This is a genomic window from Acinetobacter baretiae, from assembly GCF_015627105.1.
GTDB lineage: Bacteria > Pseudomonadota > Gammaproteobacteria > Pseudomonadales > Moraxellaceae > Acinetobacter > Acinetobacter baretiae.
In genome coordinates, this window is the sequence record NZ_VTDM01000008.1 from 63,455 (window position 1) to 78,875 (window position 15,421).

At 38.8% G+C, this 15,421-nt stretch carries 15 protein-coding genes; 7 read left to right on the forward strand and 8 right to left on the reverse strand.

The window, feature by feature from the left end; all coding sequences use genetic code 11:
• Window positions 1-20 precede the first annotated feature (20 nt).
• From I2F17_RS03765 to putA, 5 genes are all read right to left on the reverse strand, one after another.
• Window positions 21-488: an MJ0042-type zinc finger domain-containing protein gene (locus I2F17_RS03765; RefSeq protein WP_196422653.1), complete on the reverse strand. Its 468-nt coding sequence runs from the start codon at window positions 486-488 to the stop codon at window positions 21-23.
• Window positions 489-497: 9 nt separating this feature from the next.
• On the reverse strand, window positions 498-1,400 hold the full coding sequence (gene prmA / locus I2F17_RS03770; RefSeq protein ID WP_211139120.1) for a 50S ribosomal protein L11 methyltransferase: 903 nt from the start codon (window positions 1,398-1,400) through the stop codon (window positions 498-500).
• 104 nt (window positions 1,401-1,504) lie between these two features.
• A complete protein-coding gene (locus I2F17_RS03775) occupies window positions 1,505-1,729 on the reverse strand; it encodes a hypothetical protein (protein WP_196422655.1) in 225 nt (74 codons plus the stop codon).
• 305 nt (window positions 1,730-2,034) lie between these two features.
• Window positions 2,035-3,120, reverse strand: a complete 1,086-nt coding sequence (trmA, locus tag I2F17_RS03780; protein WP_196422656.1) for a tRNA (uridine(54)-C5)-methyltransferase TrmA — start codon at window positions 3,118-3,120, stop codon at window positions 2,035-2,037.
• Window positions 3,121-3,220: 100 nt separating this feature from the next.
• A complete protein-coding gene (putA, locus tag I2F17_RS03785) occupies window positions 3,221-6,958 on the reverse strand; it encodes a trifunctional transcriptional regulator/proline dehydrogenase/L-glutamate gamma-semialdehyde dehydrogenase (protein ID WP_211139121.1) in 3,738 nt (1,245 codons plus the stop codon).
• 119 nt (window positions 6,959-7,077) lie between these two features.
• Between putA and I2F17_RS03790 the strand changes: the two genes are divergently transcribed.
• Window positions 7,078-7,578, forward strand: a complete 501-nt coding sequence (locus I2F17_RS03790) for an Lrp/AsnC family transcriptional regulator (protein WP_196422658.1) — start codon at window positions 7,078-7,080, stop codon at window positions 7,576-7,578.
• A 68-nt stretch (window positions 7,579-7,646) separates the two neighbouring features.
• On the opposite strand, the gene I2F17_RS03795 is transcribed toward I2F17_RS03790, so the two are convergent.
• A complete protein-coding gene (locus tag I2F17_RS03795; RefSeq protein ID WP_211139122.1) occupies window positions 7,647-8,174 on the reverse strand; it encodes a hypothetical protein in 528 nt (175 codons plus the stop codon).
• Between the two features lie 219 nt (window positions 8,175-8,393).
• On the opposite strand from I2F17_RS03795, the gene I2F17_RS03800 reads away from it, so the two are divergent.
• The 5 genes from I2F17_RS03800 to ispD are packed head-to-tail and all read left to right on the forward strand — an operon-like array spanning window position 8,394 to window position 13,339.
• Window positions 8,394-10,034, forward strand: coding sequence for a CTP synthase (locus I2F17_RS03800; protein ID WP_211139123.1), 1,641 nt, complete (start codon window positions 8,394-8,396; stop codon window positions 10,032-10,034).
• 21 nt (window positions 10,035-10,055) lie between these two features.
• On the forward strand, window positions 10,056-10,913 hold the full coding sequence (gene kdsA / locus I2F17_RS03805) for a 3-deoxy-8-phosphooctulonate synthase (protein ID WP_196422661.1): 858 nt from the start codon (window positions 10,056-10,058) through the stop codon (window positions 10,911-10,913).
• A 37-nt stretch (window positions 10,914-10,950) separates the two neighbouring features.
• Window positions 10,951-12,240, forward strand: coding sequence for a phosphopyruvate hydratase (eno, locus tag I2F17_RS03810; protein WP_196422662.1), 1,290 nt, complete (start codon window positions 10,951-10,953; stop codon window positions 12,238-12,240).
• Between the two features lie 30 nt (window positions 12,241-12,270).
• The gene (locus I2F17_RS03815) at window positions 12,271-12,648 is read left to right on the forward strand and encodes a septum formation initiator family protein (RefSeq protein ID WP_235985072.1); all 378 of its coding nucleotides are present in this window, start codon (window positions 12,271-12,273) and stop codon (window positions 12,646-12,648) included.
• Entirely contained in the window at window positions 12,623-13,339 is a 717-nt protein-coding gene (ispD, locus tag I2F17_RS03820) for a 2-C-methyl-D-erythritol 4-phosphate cytidylyltransferase (RefSeq protein ID WP_211139144.1), read from the forward strand. The genes I2F17_RS03815 and ispD overlap by 26 nt, the downstream gene beginning before the upstream one ends.
• 365 nt (window positions 13,340-13,704) lie before the next feature.
• On the opposite strand, the gene I2F17_RS03825 is transcribed toward ispD, so the two are convergent.
• Complete coding sequence (locus I2F17_RS03825) at window positions 13,705-14,310, reverse strand: A1S_1983 family putative colistin resistance protein (RefSeq protein ID WP_456236997.1); 606 nt, start codon at window positions 14,308-14,310, stop codon at window positions 13,705-13,707.
• 95 nt (window positions 14,311-14,405) lie between these two features.
• On the opposite strand from I2F17_RS03825, the gene ispF reads away from it, so the two are divergent.
• Window positions 14,406-14,891, forward strand: coding sequence for a 2-C-methyl-D-erythritol 2,4-cyclodiphosphate synthase (gene ispF / locus I2F17_RS03830; RefSeq protein WP_196422665.1), 486 nt, complete (start codon window positions 14,406-14,408; stop codon window positions 14,889-14,891).
• Between the two features lie 3 nt (window positions 14,892-14,894).
• Here the strand turns inward: ispF and I2F17_RS03835 are convergent, their stop codons facing one another.
• Window positions 14,895-15,410, reverse strand: coding sequence for a protein tyrosine phosphatase family protein (locus tag I2F17_RS03835; protein WP_196422666.1), 516 nt, complete (start codon window positions 15,408-15,410; stop codon window positions 14,895-14,897).
• Between the last annotated feature and the right edge of the window lie 11 nt (window positions 15,411-15,421).

The following is a 15,421-nucleotide window of genomic DNA, read 5'->3' on the forward strand; positions in this document are numbered from 1 at the left end:
TTATTTCGGTTTTAAGGGTTTTAACCGATGCCAATTAGGCTGTAGGCCAAAGCAATTAAAATAGATAATCCTAAAAATAATACACTGATGATGCTGATCATAAACATTGAAAAAGAGAATTTTTTCGGGCGATAAAGTCCTTTAAATGGAGATATCTTGATTGGGTATTGTCTTTTTTGAGTGAGAGATTCTGATGGTGTGTAAGACGTGTTATTGAGATAAGTTTGTAAGCTAATATTTGACGCATTACTTTTATGATTAAAAATCTCTAATGTAGGATGGTCGTTATGCTGTGGAAGATTATCTAAGTGAAGATCTGTGGTCTGTGGTGTACGCTTTGGTTTGTATTGATCAGATATGCAGTGGTATGCATTAAAATTTTTTGCGCACTTAAAGCAGTTTACATTGCCCTGAGCAATGCGTAGTTGTAAAACAGATACGCGGTATCTGGTTTTACAACTTGGGCAAATACTAGTAATCGAGAGCATCTGATGGGGTTAAGCTAAACGTTTTCCTGAAATACGACACCAACATTCATCTCGTTTTTGAATTTCTATGACTTCAAATAAAGGAGTATAAGCATTGCAGACGTCTTCAAGTTGTTCTTCGATAACACCTGCAAGTGCAAATTCGGCATGTGGTTGAGTTAATCGGCTAAATTCTGGTGCCAAAGCCATTAGAGGCCCTGCTAAAATATTGGCAACCAAAACATCTGCGCGTTGAGTGGTAAATTGTTGATTAAATACCTCGGGTAAATCAACAAATAGCCCTTCTGATACATTGTTTAGTACAGCATTTTGTTGTGTGGCAAGTACGGCTTGAGGGTCAATGTCTGTTGCATAGACTTTTTTTGCACCGAGTAGAAGTGCAGCAACACCTAAAATTCCAGAACCACAGCCGTAGTCAATGACTGTTTTGCCTTTCAGATCTGTTTTACCTAACCATTGTAAGCACAAAAAAGTGCTGGCATGATTTCCTGTACCAAATGCAAGACCTGGGTCTAATTTGAGGTTAACAGCCTTTGGATCAGGTGGTTCTAACCATTCTGGAACAATCCAAAAGTGGTCTGTGATTTGAATGGGTTCGTAATAGTCCATCCATGCTCGTTCCCACACTTGGTCTTCGAGTATGTCATGACAAATAGGTGTACCTGTAGCCAATTGTGTTTCTAAGAACGAGATGAGAGCATCTGCATTCATCGGTGCTGTTTCATCTTGCTGATAGATACCCGTGACAATGACTTTGTTCCACAGCGGGGTTTCTCCAGGAAGTGGTTCAAGGAGTGCTTGATCTTCTGCATCGTCAAGCGTCACGCTGACAGCGCCTAGAGACAGAAGTAGTGACTCTGTCATCTCGACTTGAGCTTGATCAACAGTTATATGAATTTGTAACCACTTCACTGAAATAACCTAATTTTGCTAAATTGAGACGCCATTGTATCGAAAATATGTCAGCTTATAAACGTTAGTTTGTTGATTGGTGCATAGATCTACGAGGCTATAGATCAGTGAATGCTGTGTTGTAAGGTATTTAGTTCTCTTTTACTAAATCCGCGTGACATGAGTACGCGTTTAATTCCTATTGCCACGCCTTCATCATGAGTGGCTTGTAGTGCTTGTAACAGTTCCTCATTGCTTTTACACGCGCAGTCATTTTCGACGCATGCAATGTTGTTTTTGCCACCATTTACAATATTTTTAGGGAGAAATAGTTTTTGCCAAATACTCATAGGAGCTGTGACCTTTAACAAAGATATGTCGAAATATAAATCAAAAAATAAAAAATTCAAGACACGAGTATTTGAGTACATGTGTATATAAATTTTGATTTGATTTCAAGTTGATTTGTTAGATGATAGAACATATTGAATTACTTATAAATTTAGAAAGATATTTTTTTAATATTTTGAAACATTTTGACTTTTTATTTATGTAAACATATTGTTTTTTAAAAGTTTTTTTGAATTGATATTTTATTTTGATTGGTAAAGTAGATCGTGTGTGGTGGTTTTCTTAACCACCACAAGACAACAATTTAACGTTTTTCTAGTAAAATACCACTTTCTACATGATGGGTATAAGGGAACTGATCAAACAATGCAAAGCGTACAATACGATGTGTTTGACATAGTGTTTGCAAGTTCTCTGCTAAAGTGTCTGGATTACATGAAATATAAATGATGTGATGAAAATTTTGCATTAATTGCAGGGTTTTGGTGTCAATGCCGGCACGAGGTGGATCTACAAAAATAGTGCCAAAATCGTAGTCTGAAAGTTCAATATTGGCTTCTTGTAAGCGTCTAAATGTACGTTCACCTGTGTAAGCTTGGGTGAATTCTTCAGCGGCTAAACGAGCAATTGCGATATTGTTGATGCGATTGGTTTGAATATTCCATTCGGCAGCATAAACAGATGATTTAGCCAATTCGGTAGCAAGAACTTTGGGAAATTTTTGAGCAAGAGGCAAAGTGAAATTGCCATTACCACAGTAAAGTTCAAGTAAGTCGCCCGAACAAGTATTTGCAACATCAGATGCCCATTGCAACATTTTTTGACAAATAATGGCGTTGGGCTGTGTGAAGCCATTTTCAATTTGTTTGTATTGAAATATTTTTTGATCGACTTCAATTTTCTCTACAACAAAATCATCACTTAAAATTAATTTTTGACCCCGACTACGACCAATAATTTTTATATTTAATTTTTTTGCTAATGTGTGTGCCAATTGTTGCCACTGTTCATCTAATTTATGATGATAAATGAGCGTGACTAACATTTCACCGCTCAAACTTCCAAGAAAGTCGATCTCAAATAAACGGTGATGTAAGGCTTTTTCTTGTTTCAGTTCTTGAAGGAGAATCGGCATCAATATATTGATGTCAGTTGAAGCAATCGGTAATTGGTCAACACGGACAGCTTTTTTATTTTTACCAGTATCATCACGTTCAAACATGGCATAAAAAAAGTCATTTTCTGTATGCCAAATACGAAATTCTGCACGCATACGAAAATTGGTTTCAGGCGACTCAAACACTTCAAGGTGTGGTGGTTGAAACGTTTGAAATTGAGCACTAATGCGTTCAACTTTTGCTTGCAACTGTTGTTGGTATGCAGATGTCATAGGTTGGTTGGCCACACGCTAAAAATAGGAGCGGCAATGTTAACAAACTACGCCATTTTAGCCTAGTGCTGAAAATGGCGTAGTAGAAAGTTAAAGAATGTTAAGCCATAGTCATTAGGCTTGCATTACCACCTGCTGCAGTTGTATTGATGCTGACAGCATGTTCAATCACAAGTCGTTCTATGGCAACGTGTAAACTATGCGTCGGCTGATGATGAATTGAAACGATCGCACCATCTTGCGTAGCAATGTGTTGTTGTAATGCAGAAAGCTCATCAGTTTCTCCATGATGTAATACGGCATCAAACGCGGCTGTATTGATGTCTGAAACCAATTTAATTTTTGACTTTACTGAGTGAGGTAAATGAGCAAAGTGCGTTTGAATAAACGACGCATCTTTTGCAATCACTGCCTGCGCATTGACTGCAAAAATAGCAAGTAGTTGAGTAATGTAATCTTGCTCATTATTTGCAATACTTGCAATATATTGGCGCGGTTGCATGGTGTATTGATTACTTTCACCTGTTGGGCCTTGTAATTCATAGGTTGTACCCACCATAAATGGTTGAATATCTACGACCTGTAAGGCAGGGAAGGTCGTTTTTGCCCAAGCTTTAAATGCATGTAAAGCTTCAAAATCTGGTTTAGATTGATGATGTAGCTCTTGTTTAACCGCAAATGGTGTGGTGGCATTAAATGTATGAGCTTGTGCGAGGCGATGTAAATAAAGTGGGCCACCTGCTTTTGGTCCTGTACCAGATAGTCCTTCACCACCAAAAGGTTGTACGCCAACAACTGCACCAACAATGTTGCGGTTAACGTATAAGTTACCTACATTTGAATGATTAATGACTTGTTGTATGGTGTCATCAATGCGGGTATGTACACCCATCGTTAAGCCATAGCCTTTATCATTAATGCGCTGAATGAGTTGTGGTAATTCATTTTGCTGATAGGTAATAATGTGAAGTACAGGGCCAAATACTTCTCGTTCTAGATCATCAAGATTAGGAAGTTCAATGACAGTAGGTGGTATAAACGTCCCTTCTTTTGATGCATTTTGAGTATCTACATCGTCAAAAGTATATTGATGAACGGGATAACCTTTGCTTTTCATTTTTTCAATATGACGTTGAATGGTTTCTTGAGCTTCAGCATCAATGACAGGTCCAATATCAGTATGTAAAAAGCGTGGATTACCTAAACGTAATTGTTGCATTGCACCTTTAAGCATGGTTTGGATAGAGTTTGCACAGTCTTTTTGTAGACATAAAATACGTAGGGCAGAGCAACGCTGACCTGCACTGTCAAATGCTGAACTGACGACATCGAGCACAACTTGTTCTGTGAGTGCAGATGAATCTACAATCATTGCATTTTGTCCACCTGTTTCAGCAATGAGCGTAACAGGGTTGCCTTCAGGGGTAAGGCGTTTAGATGTGGTTTTTTGTAAAATTTTAGCGACTTCAGTTGAGCCAGTAAACATAATGCCATGAATACGTTCATCTGCACTTAAAGCAGCCCCTACACTTGCACCGTCTCCTGGTAAAAACTGTAAAGCAGCCGTTGGTATACCAGCGTGATGTAACATTTTAACTGCTTGATAAGCAACCAATGGTGTTTGTTCAGCAGGTTTTGCAAGTACACAATTTCCAGCCACTAAAGCTGCTGCAATTTGCCCTGTAAAAATAGCCAATGGAAAGTTCCAAGGACTAATACAAAGTACGTTACCAAGCGGTTTAATTTTTTCGTCAAACGTATGCGCTTGTTTTGCATAATACCGTAAAAAGTCAATCGCCTCTCTCACTTCTGCAATGGCATTGGCATATGTTTTACCACTTTCACGGCATAGTAATACCATAAGCTCAAGCAGTTGGCTTTGCATTGCATCTGCTGCCGATTCCAAATAGTTGGCCCGTTCAGCAGGTGAGGTCGCTGCCCATGTTGGTTGTATGGTTTGCGCTTTTTCTAAGGCTAAATGGACATCTTGTGTATTGGCCTCAATTACATGTCCTACAATATCTTGATGTTGTGCTGGATTGAGAACAGGTTGTGCAGGGGTTGTATATTGTGTTGCATCTTGATCTGCAATGAGTGGAGTGGCTTGCCATTGTTGCTGATGTAAATTTTGAGCGATTTTATTTAACTCAGCTAAACAGCTATCGTCATTTAAATCAAAGCCAGATGAATTGATTCGACCTAAGCTATACAAATCTTTAGGTAAGCTAATGGATGGATGTTTTGCACCAACAACATGCTCTTTACTGGCAGCGGTTTGAATATCTTGAATTGGAGATTGAATAAGCTCATCAATTTTTACAGACTTGTCTGAGATACGATTGACAAAAGATGTGTTTGCACCATTTTCAAGCAATCTTCGCACCAAATAAGCAAGTAGTGTTTCATGATTGCCCACAGGTGCATAAATACGGCAAGGTATGCCAAGCGAAGTTACCACTTGTTTGTATAGGGGTTCTCCCATACCGTGTAAGCATTGAAATTCGTATTGTGTTGGGTAGTATTGCTCAGGGTTGGCGAGATGATAAATGGTTGCTAAGGTTTGAGCATTGTGTGTGGCAAATTGTGGGTAAATTGCTTCAGGTTCGGCCAATAATTTTTTTGCACAAGCCAAATAAGAAAGATCTGTATGTACCTTACGTGTAAACACGGGGTAGTCTTCCATACCATCGACTTGTGCTTTTTTAATTTCACTGTCCCAGTATGCACCTTTCACTAAGCGAATCATTAGGCGTTTTTCACTGCGTTTCGCCAAATCTACAATATAGTCTATTAAAAAGAAACAGCGTTTTTGATAGGCTTGAATCACAAAACCAATACCATTCCATCCTGCAAGTTCAGGCTCAAAACATAAACGTTCAAGTAATTCTAAAGACAGTTCAAGGCGTTCACTTTCTTCTGCATCTATGTTTAAGCCAATATCATATTGTTTTGCAAGCAATGCTAATTCGACAATACGAGGATAAAGCTCACGATGTACGCGATCTACTTGTGCACGTTGGTAGCGTGGGTGTAGGGCAGATAGCTTAATAGATATGCCCGCACTGGCATAAACCCCTTTTTTTTGTGCAGATTGACCAATGGCATGAATGGCTTGTTCGTAATCTTGCATATAGCGCTTTGCATCGTGTTCGGTGAGTGCTGCCTCACCAAGCATGTCATAAGAGTATAAAAAACCTGCATTTTGCATTGGTTTAGATTTTTCTAAAGCCTCTTGAATGGTTTCGCCTGTAACAAATTGCTCACCCATCATTCGCATAGCTACATCAACAGCTTTACGAATAATGCCCTGACCACTACGTGCCAAAATTCCTGTGAGTGTGCTACTCATGCTTTTACGTGTAGGCGTAGCCATAAGTTTGCCTGTGAGCATAAGACCCCAAGCAGCAGCATTAACAAAGATTAAGCTGCTTTGACCGACATGTTCTTTCCAGTTACCTTGGTTAATTTTATCTTTGATTAAGCGATCTCGAGTGGCTGCATCTGGAATACGCAGTAGTGCTTCAGCCAAACACATGAGTGCAATACCTTCTTGTGAAGACAGTGAAAACTCTTGTAGAAGGCCTTGTACAATGCCTGCTTTACCTGATGCTTTGCTTTTTTCACGTAAATGTTCAGATAATGAATATGCTAGGTCGTAAATCTTTTGATTCAACGCATTGGGTATTTGTGTAAATTCCAAGAGTTGAGTAACACTTTCACTTTCATTAGTACGCCAATGGGTATTAATGCTTTTTTGTAGTATTGTGTGTTCCTGAAGGGGTGTAATATCTTGGAACGCTGTAGAGCAAGGTGACGTAGAGTGATCTGGTGTGTTCATAAGATGACATCCTAGCATTTGGAACGGTGAATAGTGACTTTTGGTTTATAAAATTAATCATTGCAAAAAATATGCCGAATAACTCACTATATTTTTATTTTTTTTTAGGTAAATATTTTATGGCTGATGGAGATGCATCACTAGATCGTATTGATCTTAAAATTCTTGATTTATTGCAAAAAGATGGACGTATATCAAATACCAAACTTGCTGAAGCAGTAAACTTATCACCGACAGCAGTGTTGGCAAGGGTACAGCGCCTCGTTGCAGATGGTTATATTTTAGGCTACTACGCGCATTTGAATCCAGAGAAACTTAATGCAGGGTTTTTGGTGTTTATTGAAATATTGCTTGATAAAACGACACCTAATGTTTTAGATGAGTTTATTGAAGCTGCTCGTAATTATCCTGAAATTATAGAGTGCCATATGATTAGTGGTGGTTTTGATTTTTTAGTCAAAGTGCGCAGTAAAAATATGGATGATTTTCGTCGTATTGCCGGTAATGTCATCTGGAAATTACCAGGCGTAAAAGAAACTCGAAGCTATCCTGTAATGCAAATGGTTAAAGAAGGGCAACAGATTAAGATTCTAACCAAAACGGACAAACCTAAGCGGTAAGATTTGTATGTTTTTTATTACATGTAAAGTCGCCAAAACAGGGACGTTTTGACGACTTTCGTGCAGATTTAGTTTTTGAGTGCAGGTTTTGCAGCCGCCATTGCAGCCGCAACAGCGTCATCTTCTGATAAATGAGCATTTGCTTTTTTCGGTTTGACTGTCTCAGTCGCAGCAACTTTTTCTACTTTTACATCTGCACTTGGCGTGCTTGGAATCTTTTTGACTTCACGATGAACGTGTGTTGTTGTGGTGTCAGTGTTGTTAGCTTCGGTTGTAGCCACCTTTTCAGTACTCTCTTGATGTTCTGTGTGGTGTTTACGATGTGGTTTTTCAGCAGGCTTAGCCGCAGCAGGTTCTGCCATAATGCTCGATGCTTCATCTTTGCTTAAACCTTGAAAAGGTTCAGACGCTGGTGTTGCTGGCGTAGTCATCGGTTGTAGTGGTTCTGACGCAGGATTTTTAGCGACAGGTGTTTGGCTTTCACTTGTTGTTTGATTGTCTGTTGGTGGTGCTTCATGTTGTTCTTTTTTAGAGCAAGCCGCTAGGATCAAACAGGCTGCAATGGCTGTGCCAATAAAAATTGTTTTCTTCATCATTTTTTAGATTCTAATCAAGTGTTGACTTGGCCATTATAACAAAAAAATGCATCACGACATGATGGCAGTTTATATTTCATGTCATTTTATTGTAGATAATATGGGCGACTATAAAGAGTTGTGTGAATAGATGCTGAATGACTTTGCTTAAAATGGCAGAGTAAAGTAAAATTATCCAACATTGCATGCCAATTTAGGCTTGATTGTACGAGAACTCGAATGACCCATTTTATTTTCGTTACTGGTGGTGTTGTATCATCATTAGGTAAAGGTATTTCAGCAGCTTCAGTTGCTGCATTGTTAGAAGCCCGTGGCTTACAAGTGACCATGGTTAAAATGGATCCATACATTAATGTTGATCCAGGAACAATGAGCCCATTTCAGCACGGTGAAGTCTTTGTGACAGAAGATGGTGCTGAAACAGATCTTGACTTAGGTTACTACGAGCGTTTCTTACGCCGTGCAAAAATGACCAAGCTGAACAATTTTACCAGTGGCCGTGTTTATCAAGATGTATTAAACAAAGAGCGCCGTGGTGACTATTTAGGTGGCACAGTCCAAGTCATTCCACACATTACAGACAATATTAAAGAACGTGTACTTCGTGCAGGCGAAGGTTATGACGTTGCGATTGTCGAAATTGGTGGAACAGTCGGTGACATCGAATCACTACCATTTATGGAGTCTGTGCGTCAATTAATGGTTGAGCTTGGCCATAAACACAGTATGTTAATGCATTTAACGCTGTTACCTTATGTAAGCTCTGCTGCTGAATTGAAAACCAAACCAACACAGCATTCTGTGAAAGAGTTACTCTCTATTGGTATCCAGCCAGATATTTTGATTTGTCGTACAGAACACGATGTAGATGCTGATACTACCCGTAAAATTGCCTTGTTTACCAATGTTCAAGCACGTGCAGTCATTGTTTGTAAAGATGCCAAAACCATTTATCAAATTCCACGTAATTTTTCTGAACAACAGGTTGATGACTTAATTTGCGAGCGTTTTGGTTTTGATAATTTACCAAAAGCTGATTTGTCAGATTGGGATCAGGTATGTGAAGCATTATTTAATCCAGAGTACACGGTGCGTGTTGCTATGGTAGGTAAATATGTTGAACTCCCTGATGCATATAAGTCAGTAAATGAAGCCTTGTTACATGCAGGTATTCAAAACCGCGTTAAAGTCCAAATTGACTATGTAGATGCTGAAAGCTTAGAGTCGCAAGATCTTGCGATTTTATCAACCGCAGATGCGATTTTGGTACCTGGTGGTTTTGGTGAGCGTGGTACAGAAGGTAAAATGGCGGCAATCCGCTATGCACGTGAGCAAGGTATTCCATTTTTAGGCATTTGTTTAGGAATGCAGTTGGCTGTGATTGAGTATGCACGCCATGTTGCAAACATGCCTGAAGCGAGCTCAACAGAATTTAATCGTTCAACTAAATATCCGCTCATTGGTTTAATTACAGAGTGGTTAGATGAACGTGGTGAGTTGCAACAGCGTAATCTAGAATCTGATTTAGGTGGCACTATGCGTTTAGGTGCACAAAAATCGGAGCTTGTAGCGGGTACAAAAACACGTGAAATCTACGGCAAAGCAGAAATCACAGAACGTCATCGTCATCGTTATGAAATGAATGACCGTTTTATTGCACCGCTTGAAGAAGCAGGATTGAAAATATCGGGTTACTCATCTGTACAACACTTGGTGGAAACTGTAGAGATTCCAGCACATCCGTGGTTTGTTGCAGTGCAGTTCCATCCTGAGTTTACAAGCTCACCACGTGATGGACATCCGTTATTTGCAAGTTTTATTGATGCTGCTAAAAAGCATTATCAAAACGCGCAATCATAAAACTCATTTTAGGAAGTTTAAATGTCACAATTAAAACCACAACAAATTGTACGTTTAGGCGATATACAGGTGGCAAATCATTTGCCATTTGTACTATTCGGCGGCATGAATGTACTTGAGTCTAAAGATTTAGCTTTCGAAATTGCTGAATCTTATATTGAAATCTGTAAGCGTCTTGATATTCCCTATGTATTTAAGGCCAGTTTCGATAAAGCCAACCGTTCAAGTTTACACTCATACCGTGGGCCGGGTTTAGAAAAAGGTGTGGAGTGGTTAGGTGAGCTAAAAAAGCAACTAAATATTCCAATTATTACCGATGTACACGAACCACACCAAGCAGCAATCGTGGCTGAAGTGGCTGATATTGTACAGCTTCCTGCATTTTTAAGTCGCCAAACAGATCTTGTTGAAGCGATTGCAAAAACAGATGCAGTCATTAATGTGAAAAAAGCACAATTTTTAGCACCTCAAGAAATGAATCATATCTTGCAAAAATGCTTAGAAGCAGGTAATGATAAGGTCATTCTTTGCGAGCGTGGCTCTTCATTTGGTTACAATAATCTCGTTGTTGATATGCTAGGTTTGGATATCATGAAAGCGATGAATGTGCCAGTGATTTTTGACGTGACACATGCACTGCAAAAACCAGGTGGGCGAGCTGATTCGGCAGGTGGACGCCGTGAACAAATTGCGACCTTAGCACGTGCAGGAATGGCAACAGGACTTGCCGGATTATTCTTAGAGGCACATCCAAACCCAGATCAAGCAAAATGTGATGGGCCATGTGCATTAAGATTATCTCAGTTAGAACCATTTTTAGCACAGACTAAAGAATTAGATACGCTTGTAAAAGGATTTAGTAAACTAGATACAAAATAATGCACAGAATGCATTAGCATATAATATAGGAGTTTTTATGAGCCAGATCGTTGATATTCGTGCACGTGAAATTTTAGATTCACGCGGTAATCCCACTATTGAAGCAGATGTCATTTTAGCATCAGGTGTTGTTGGTCGTGCTTGTGCGCCATCAGGGGCTTCAACAGGTTCTCGTGAAGCATTAGAATTACGTGATGGCGACAAGTCTCGTTACCTAGGGAAAGGTGTTTTACAAGCGGTTAATAATGTAAATACTGAAATTAAAAAATTACTTGTAGGTCAAAACGTATTTGAGCAAAAAGCCATTGATGAAGCAATGATTGCTTTAGATGGTACTGAAAACAAAGAAAAACTCGGTGCAAATGCAACGCTTGCAGTATCGCTTGCAGCCGCTCGTGCAGCAGCAGAGGAAAAGAAAATTCCACTGTATCAATATATTGCTGACTTACGCGGTCAAACCACATTGTCTATGCCTGTACCAATGATGAATATCATCAACGGTGGTGCACATGCAGACAATACGGTAGATATCCAAGAGTTTATGATTGAGCCTGTAGGTTTTACATCATTTGCAGAAAGTTTACGTGCAGGTGCAGAAACGTTTCATGCGCTTAAATCTGTACTCAAGAAAAAAGGTTTGAATACTGCAGTGGGTGATGAGGGCGGTTTTGCACCGAACTTACGTTCAAATGAAGAAGCGATTACAGTTATTTTAGAAGCAATTGAGCAAACTGGCTACAAAGCAGGCTCTGATATTATGCTTGCATTAGACTGCGCTGCTTCTGAATTTTACTCAAATGGTCAATACGTTCTTGCTGGTGAAGGAAATAAAGCCTTTTCAAGCCATCAATTTGCTGACTATTTAGCAGGTCTTGCGAACCAATATCCGATTATTTCGATTGAAGATGGTCTTGACGAATCAGATTGGGATGGTTGGTCTTACTTAACATCGATTTTAGGCGATAAAATCCAATTGGTCGGTGATGACTTATTTGTGACTAACCCTAAAATTTTACAACGTGGTATTAACGAAAAAGTGGGTAACTCAATTTTGATTAAATATAATCAAATTGGTACATTAACAGAAACGTTAGATGCGATTTATCTTGCAAAACAAAATGGTTATACCACTGTGATTTCACATCGCTCAGGTGAAACTGAAGACTCTACAATTGCAGATTTAGCTGTAGGTACAGCTGCAGGGCAAATCAAAACAGGCTCATTGTCGCGTTCTGACCGTGTTGCAAAATACAACCAACTCCTTCGTATTGAAGAAATCACTAAAGCGGTTTACCGTGGCCGTGCAGAGTTCAAAGGTTTGAACTAATTTAATATGATCACTTTTTTAAAAGAGACGATGAACTCTTTTTCAAGTGCATTTATTTTAGGGCTTGCGACTATTTTAGTCGCAGGCTTTCAATATATGTACTGGTTCGGAGACGGTGGCTATTATGATCACCAACGTTTAATGCAACAAATAGAGCAACAAGCAGATACAAATAAAACATTACGTGAGCGCAATCGAATTTTAGGCGCTGAAGTGTATGATCTAAAAAATGGTGCTGAAGCGGTTGAAGAACATGCTCGCCTTGATTTAGGCTTAATTAAGCCAAATGAAACATTCATTCAAATGAGTACATTAAGCGCACCACAGTTGCAACAACAGTACATTCCACCACCTGCAAACAGTAAAGACCCAACCAATGAAGATGAAGACAGCCCTAGCCTCCACTAAAATCTGGGCAGTCATTCCAGCTGCAGGATCGGGAAATCGATTTTCTAAAACACAGTTAAAACAATATCAGAAGATTCAAAATAAAACAGTATTAGAACACAGTGTAGATGCCATTTTTCAACTGCCTTTAGAGGGTTGTGTACTTGCAGTACATGAACATGATACTGAAATTCAAAAGATTCAATTTAATGTACCAGAAAAAATGCATTTGTGTGTGGGGGGAGCGGAGCGTGTGAACTCTGTACTCAATGCTTTGTATTATTTATCAGAGATTGCCACATTAGATGATTGGGTTTTAGTACACGATGCAGCCCGTCCATGTGTGCATAAAGAAAGCTTAATCAATTTGATGAATGAAGTTTACTTACATTCGTCGAGTGCGATTTTAGCGACTCCTGTGAGAGATACTCTAAAAAAAACCACAGTAAACAATATTGATCATACAGTGCCTCGTGATAATTTATGGCAAGCACAAACACCTCAAATGGCTCAGTTAGGGCGTTTGATTGACGCATTAGAGCAAGGTTTAACGCATCAGCGTAGCATTACAGATGAAGCAAGCGCACTAGAAGCTATGGGTGAAAGTGTACGTGTGGTAACAGGTCGCGCAGATAATATAAAAATTACTTATCCTGAAGATTTGAACTTTGCAAATTTGGTGTTATCTGCAAGGCAAAAAGAGCGAGTCTAGCAAAACATGTACGTTATCATGTCATTAGATCAATAATTTGTCTGTTTTACAATCAAATGTCCTTTACTAAGTAGTAGAGGAAATTTTTAATCTATACGTATTATTATTAACAGGTCGTATTTTAGTGTTAAAAGCACTATTTTGAACTTTAATGAAAATGTCTAACTTTTTATGTATAGTGAAACCATTTAATTGTTCATACAGCTAATAATACTAAAGCCTTGTGTAGTCGTATTTGATAACTTTGAATTGTATGTCGTTTTGATTATATTTGATAGCATCAAAACATAGCCAATCTATATTTTATCATTTGTACTTGGATGGGTTGTTCAATGATCTCATTGTATGGTTTTAAACAAGATACTTTAGTCATATCTACGATAATTTCCAGCAAAAATACGACACGTCTTTTGGTCGCTGTGTAGGCTTAATAGCCCTTTGTAAAGTTTGATGTTATAAGCACAACCATCTTCATTATTAATAATGCGTGTTAGATTGCTATTTTGACTATAAGCTAAAAAATGCTGTTGTGTTAATTGAGGCAAATGATAAGCATAGCCATCAATTTTTAATTTGTTTTGTTCGAGTTGGTGAATCTGTAGGTATACTTGCTGTGTAGATATTTTACCATCTTGATACTTAATAAAATGTTGTGTCAAAGTTTGGTTGAGTGTTGAAAACTCGTTAAGCTCATGCGTGCGCTGATTGAATTGCGCTGTAAAACAAGATGGTGTTTTGCATAAATGAATGCGTTTATCCCATAAACTATGAGTGATGTGTAAAATAGAGCGCGGCGCATTACTGACAAAATTGGTTTGTTGAAATAAGGCCATGAGCTGTTCTTTTTGTGGCTTAAAAGCTTCACATAGTTTTGGTGCTGAACATGAGCGACTTGCATATGCTTGAGTACATAGGCAATACATTGCTAATATTGAGGCTATTTTTTTAACATAGCTGAAAACCAGATGCATGTGTAAGAGTACTTTAATCGTCTAATGCTCGTGCTAATATAGCGAAATCGCACTGAGAAATACAAGAATTCATTTTTCTTTAAAGGAAATTTATTGTGGTTGGAAAAGTAAGAATTGGTCAGGGCATAGATGTTCATGCGTTTGAGGCAGGAGATTTTGTCACCCTAGCAGGATTGAAAATTCCACATACACAAGGTTTAAAAGCCCATTCAGATGGTGATGTCGTCTTGCATGCATTAAGCGATGCATTACTTGGTGCTTTAGCACTTGGTGATATTGGGCAACATTTTCCAGATACAGATGATGCTTTTAAAGGTGTAGATAGTCGGATTTTACTCAAAAAAGTTTATCAGTTGGTTGGTGAGCAAGGCTATCATTTAGGGAATGCCGATATTACTGTTGCGTGTGAACGTCCAAAATTGGCTAAGCATAATCTTGCCATGCGCCAAAGTATTGCAGATGTTTTGGGTGTAGATGTATCACAAATTGGTATGAAGGCAACAACAACTGAGCAATTGGGTTTTACAGGTCGCCAAGAGGGTATTTTGGCGACAGCAACGGTATTAATCTTTGCTAATTAGTCACTAACCTGTAGGGTTACATAGATTTTGTAGTTCTTGCGTGGCTTTACGGCCTTGTAGCTGTAAGGCCACGTTATGCACAAGTCCTGTCCATGTTTCATTGAGTTCCCAAACCTGTTGGAGCAGTGCTTGCGCTTCTGCAACATCCATACCCATGTAGTATTGTCGGTATAAATAGACCAAAGCACTGACTCGTAAATTTTGAGCACAGTGTACCCACACACTTTGATTTTGAACTAAAAAGTCAATGGTATCGAGTGCAAATAATGCTTGCTCTGGTGCAGGTGTTTCCCATGCAATAGGAAGTTGAATATAGTTTAAGCCTAAATCTAAGCAAATATGATCTTCGTGGGTGAGATGGTCTGGTGAGTCACCTAAAGCTAAATTAATGACCGTTGATATGCCATATTCTTTAATATAACGAAGTTGTTCGGCTGAGGGTTGCCCTGAGCTAAACAGGTGTTCGTGAACGTATTGAAAGTTTGGAATTTGACAGAGTTTTTCTTCAAGATGATTCATAGTTTTTTTCG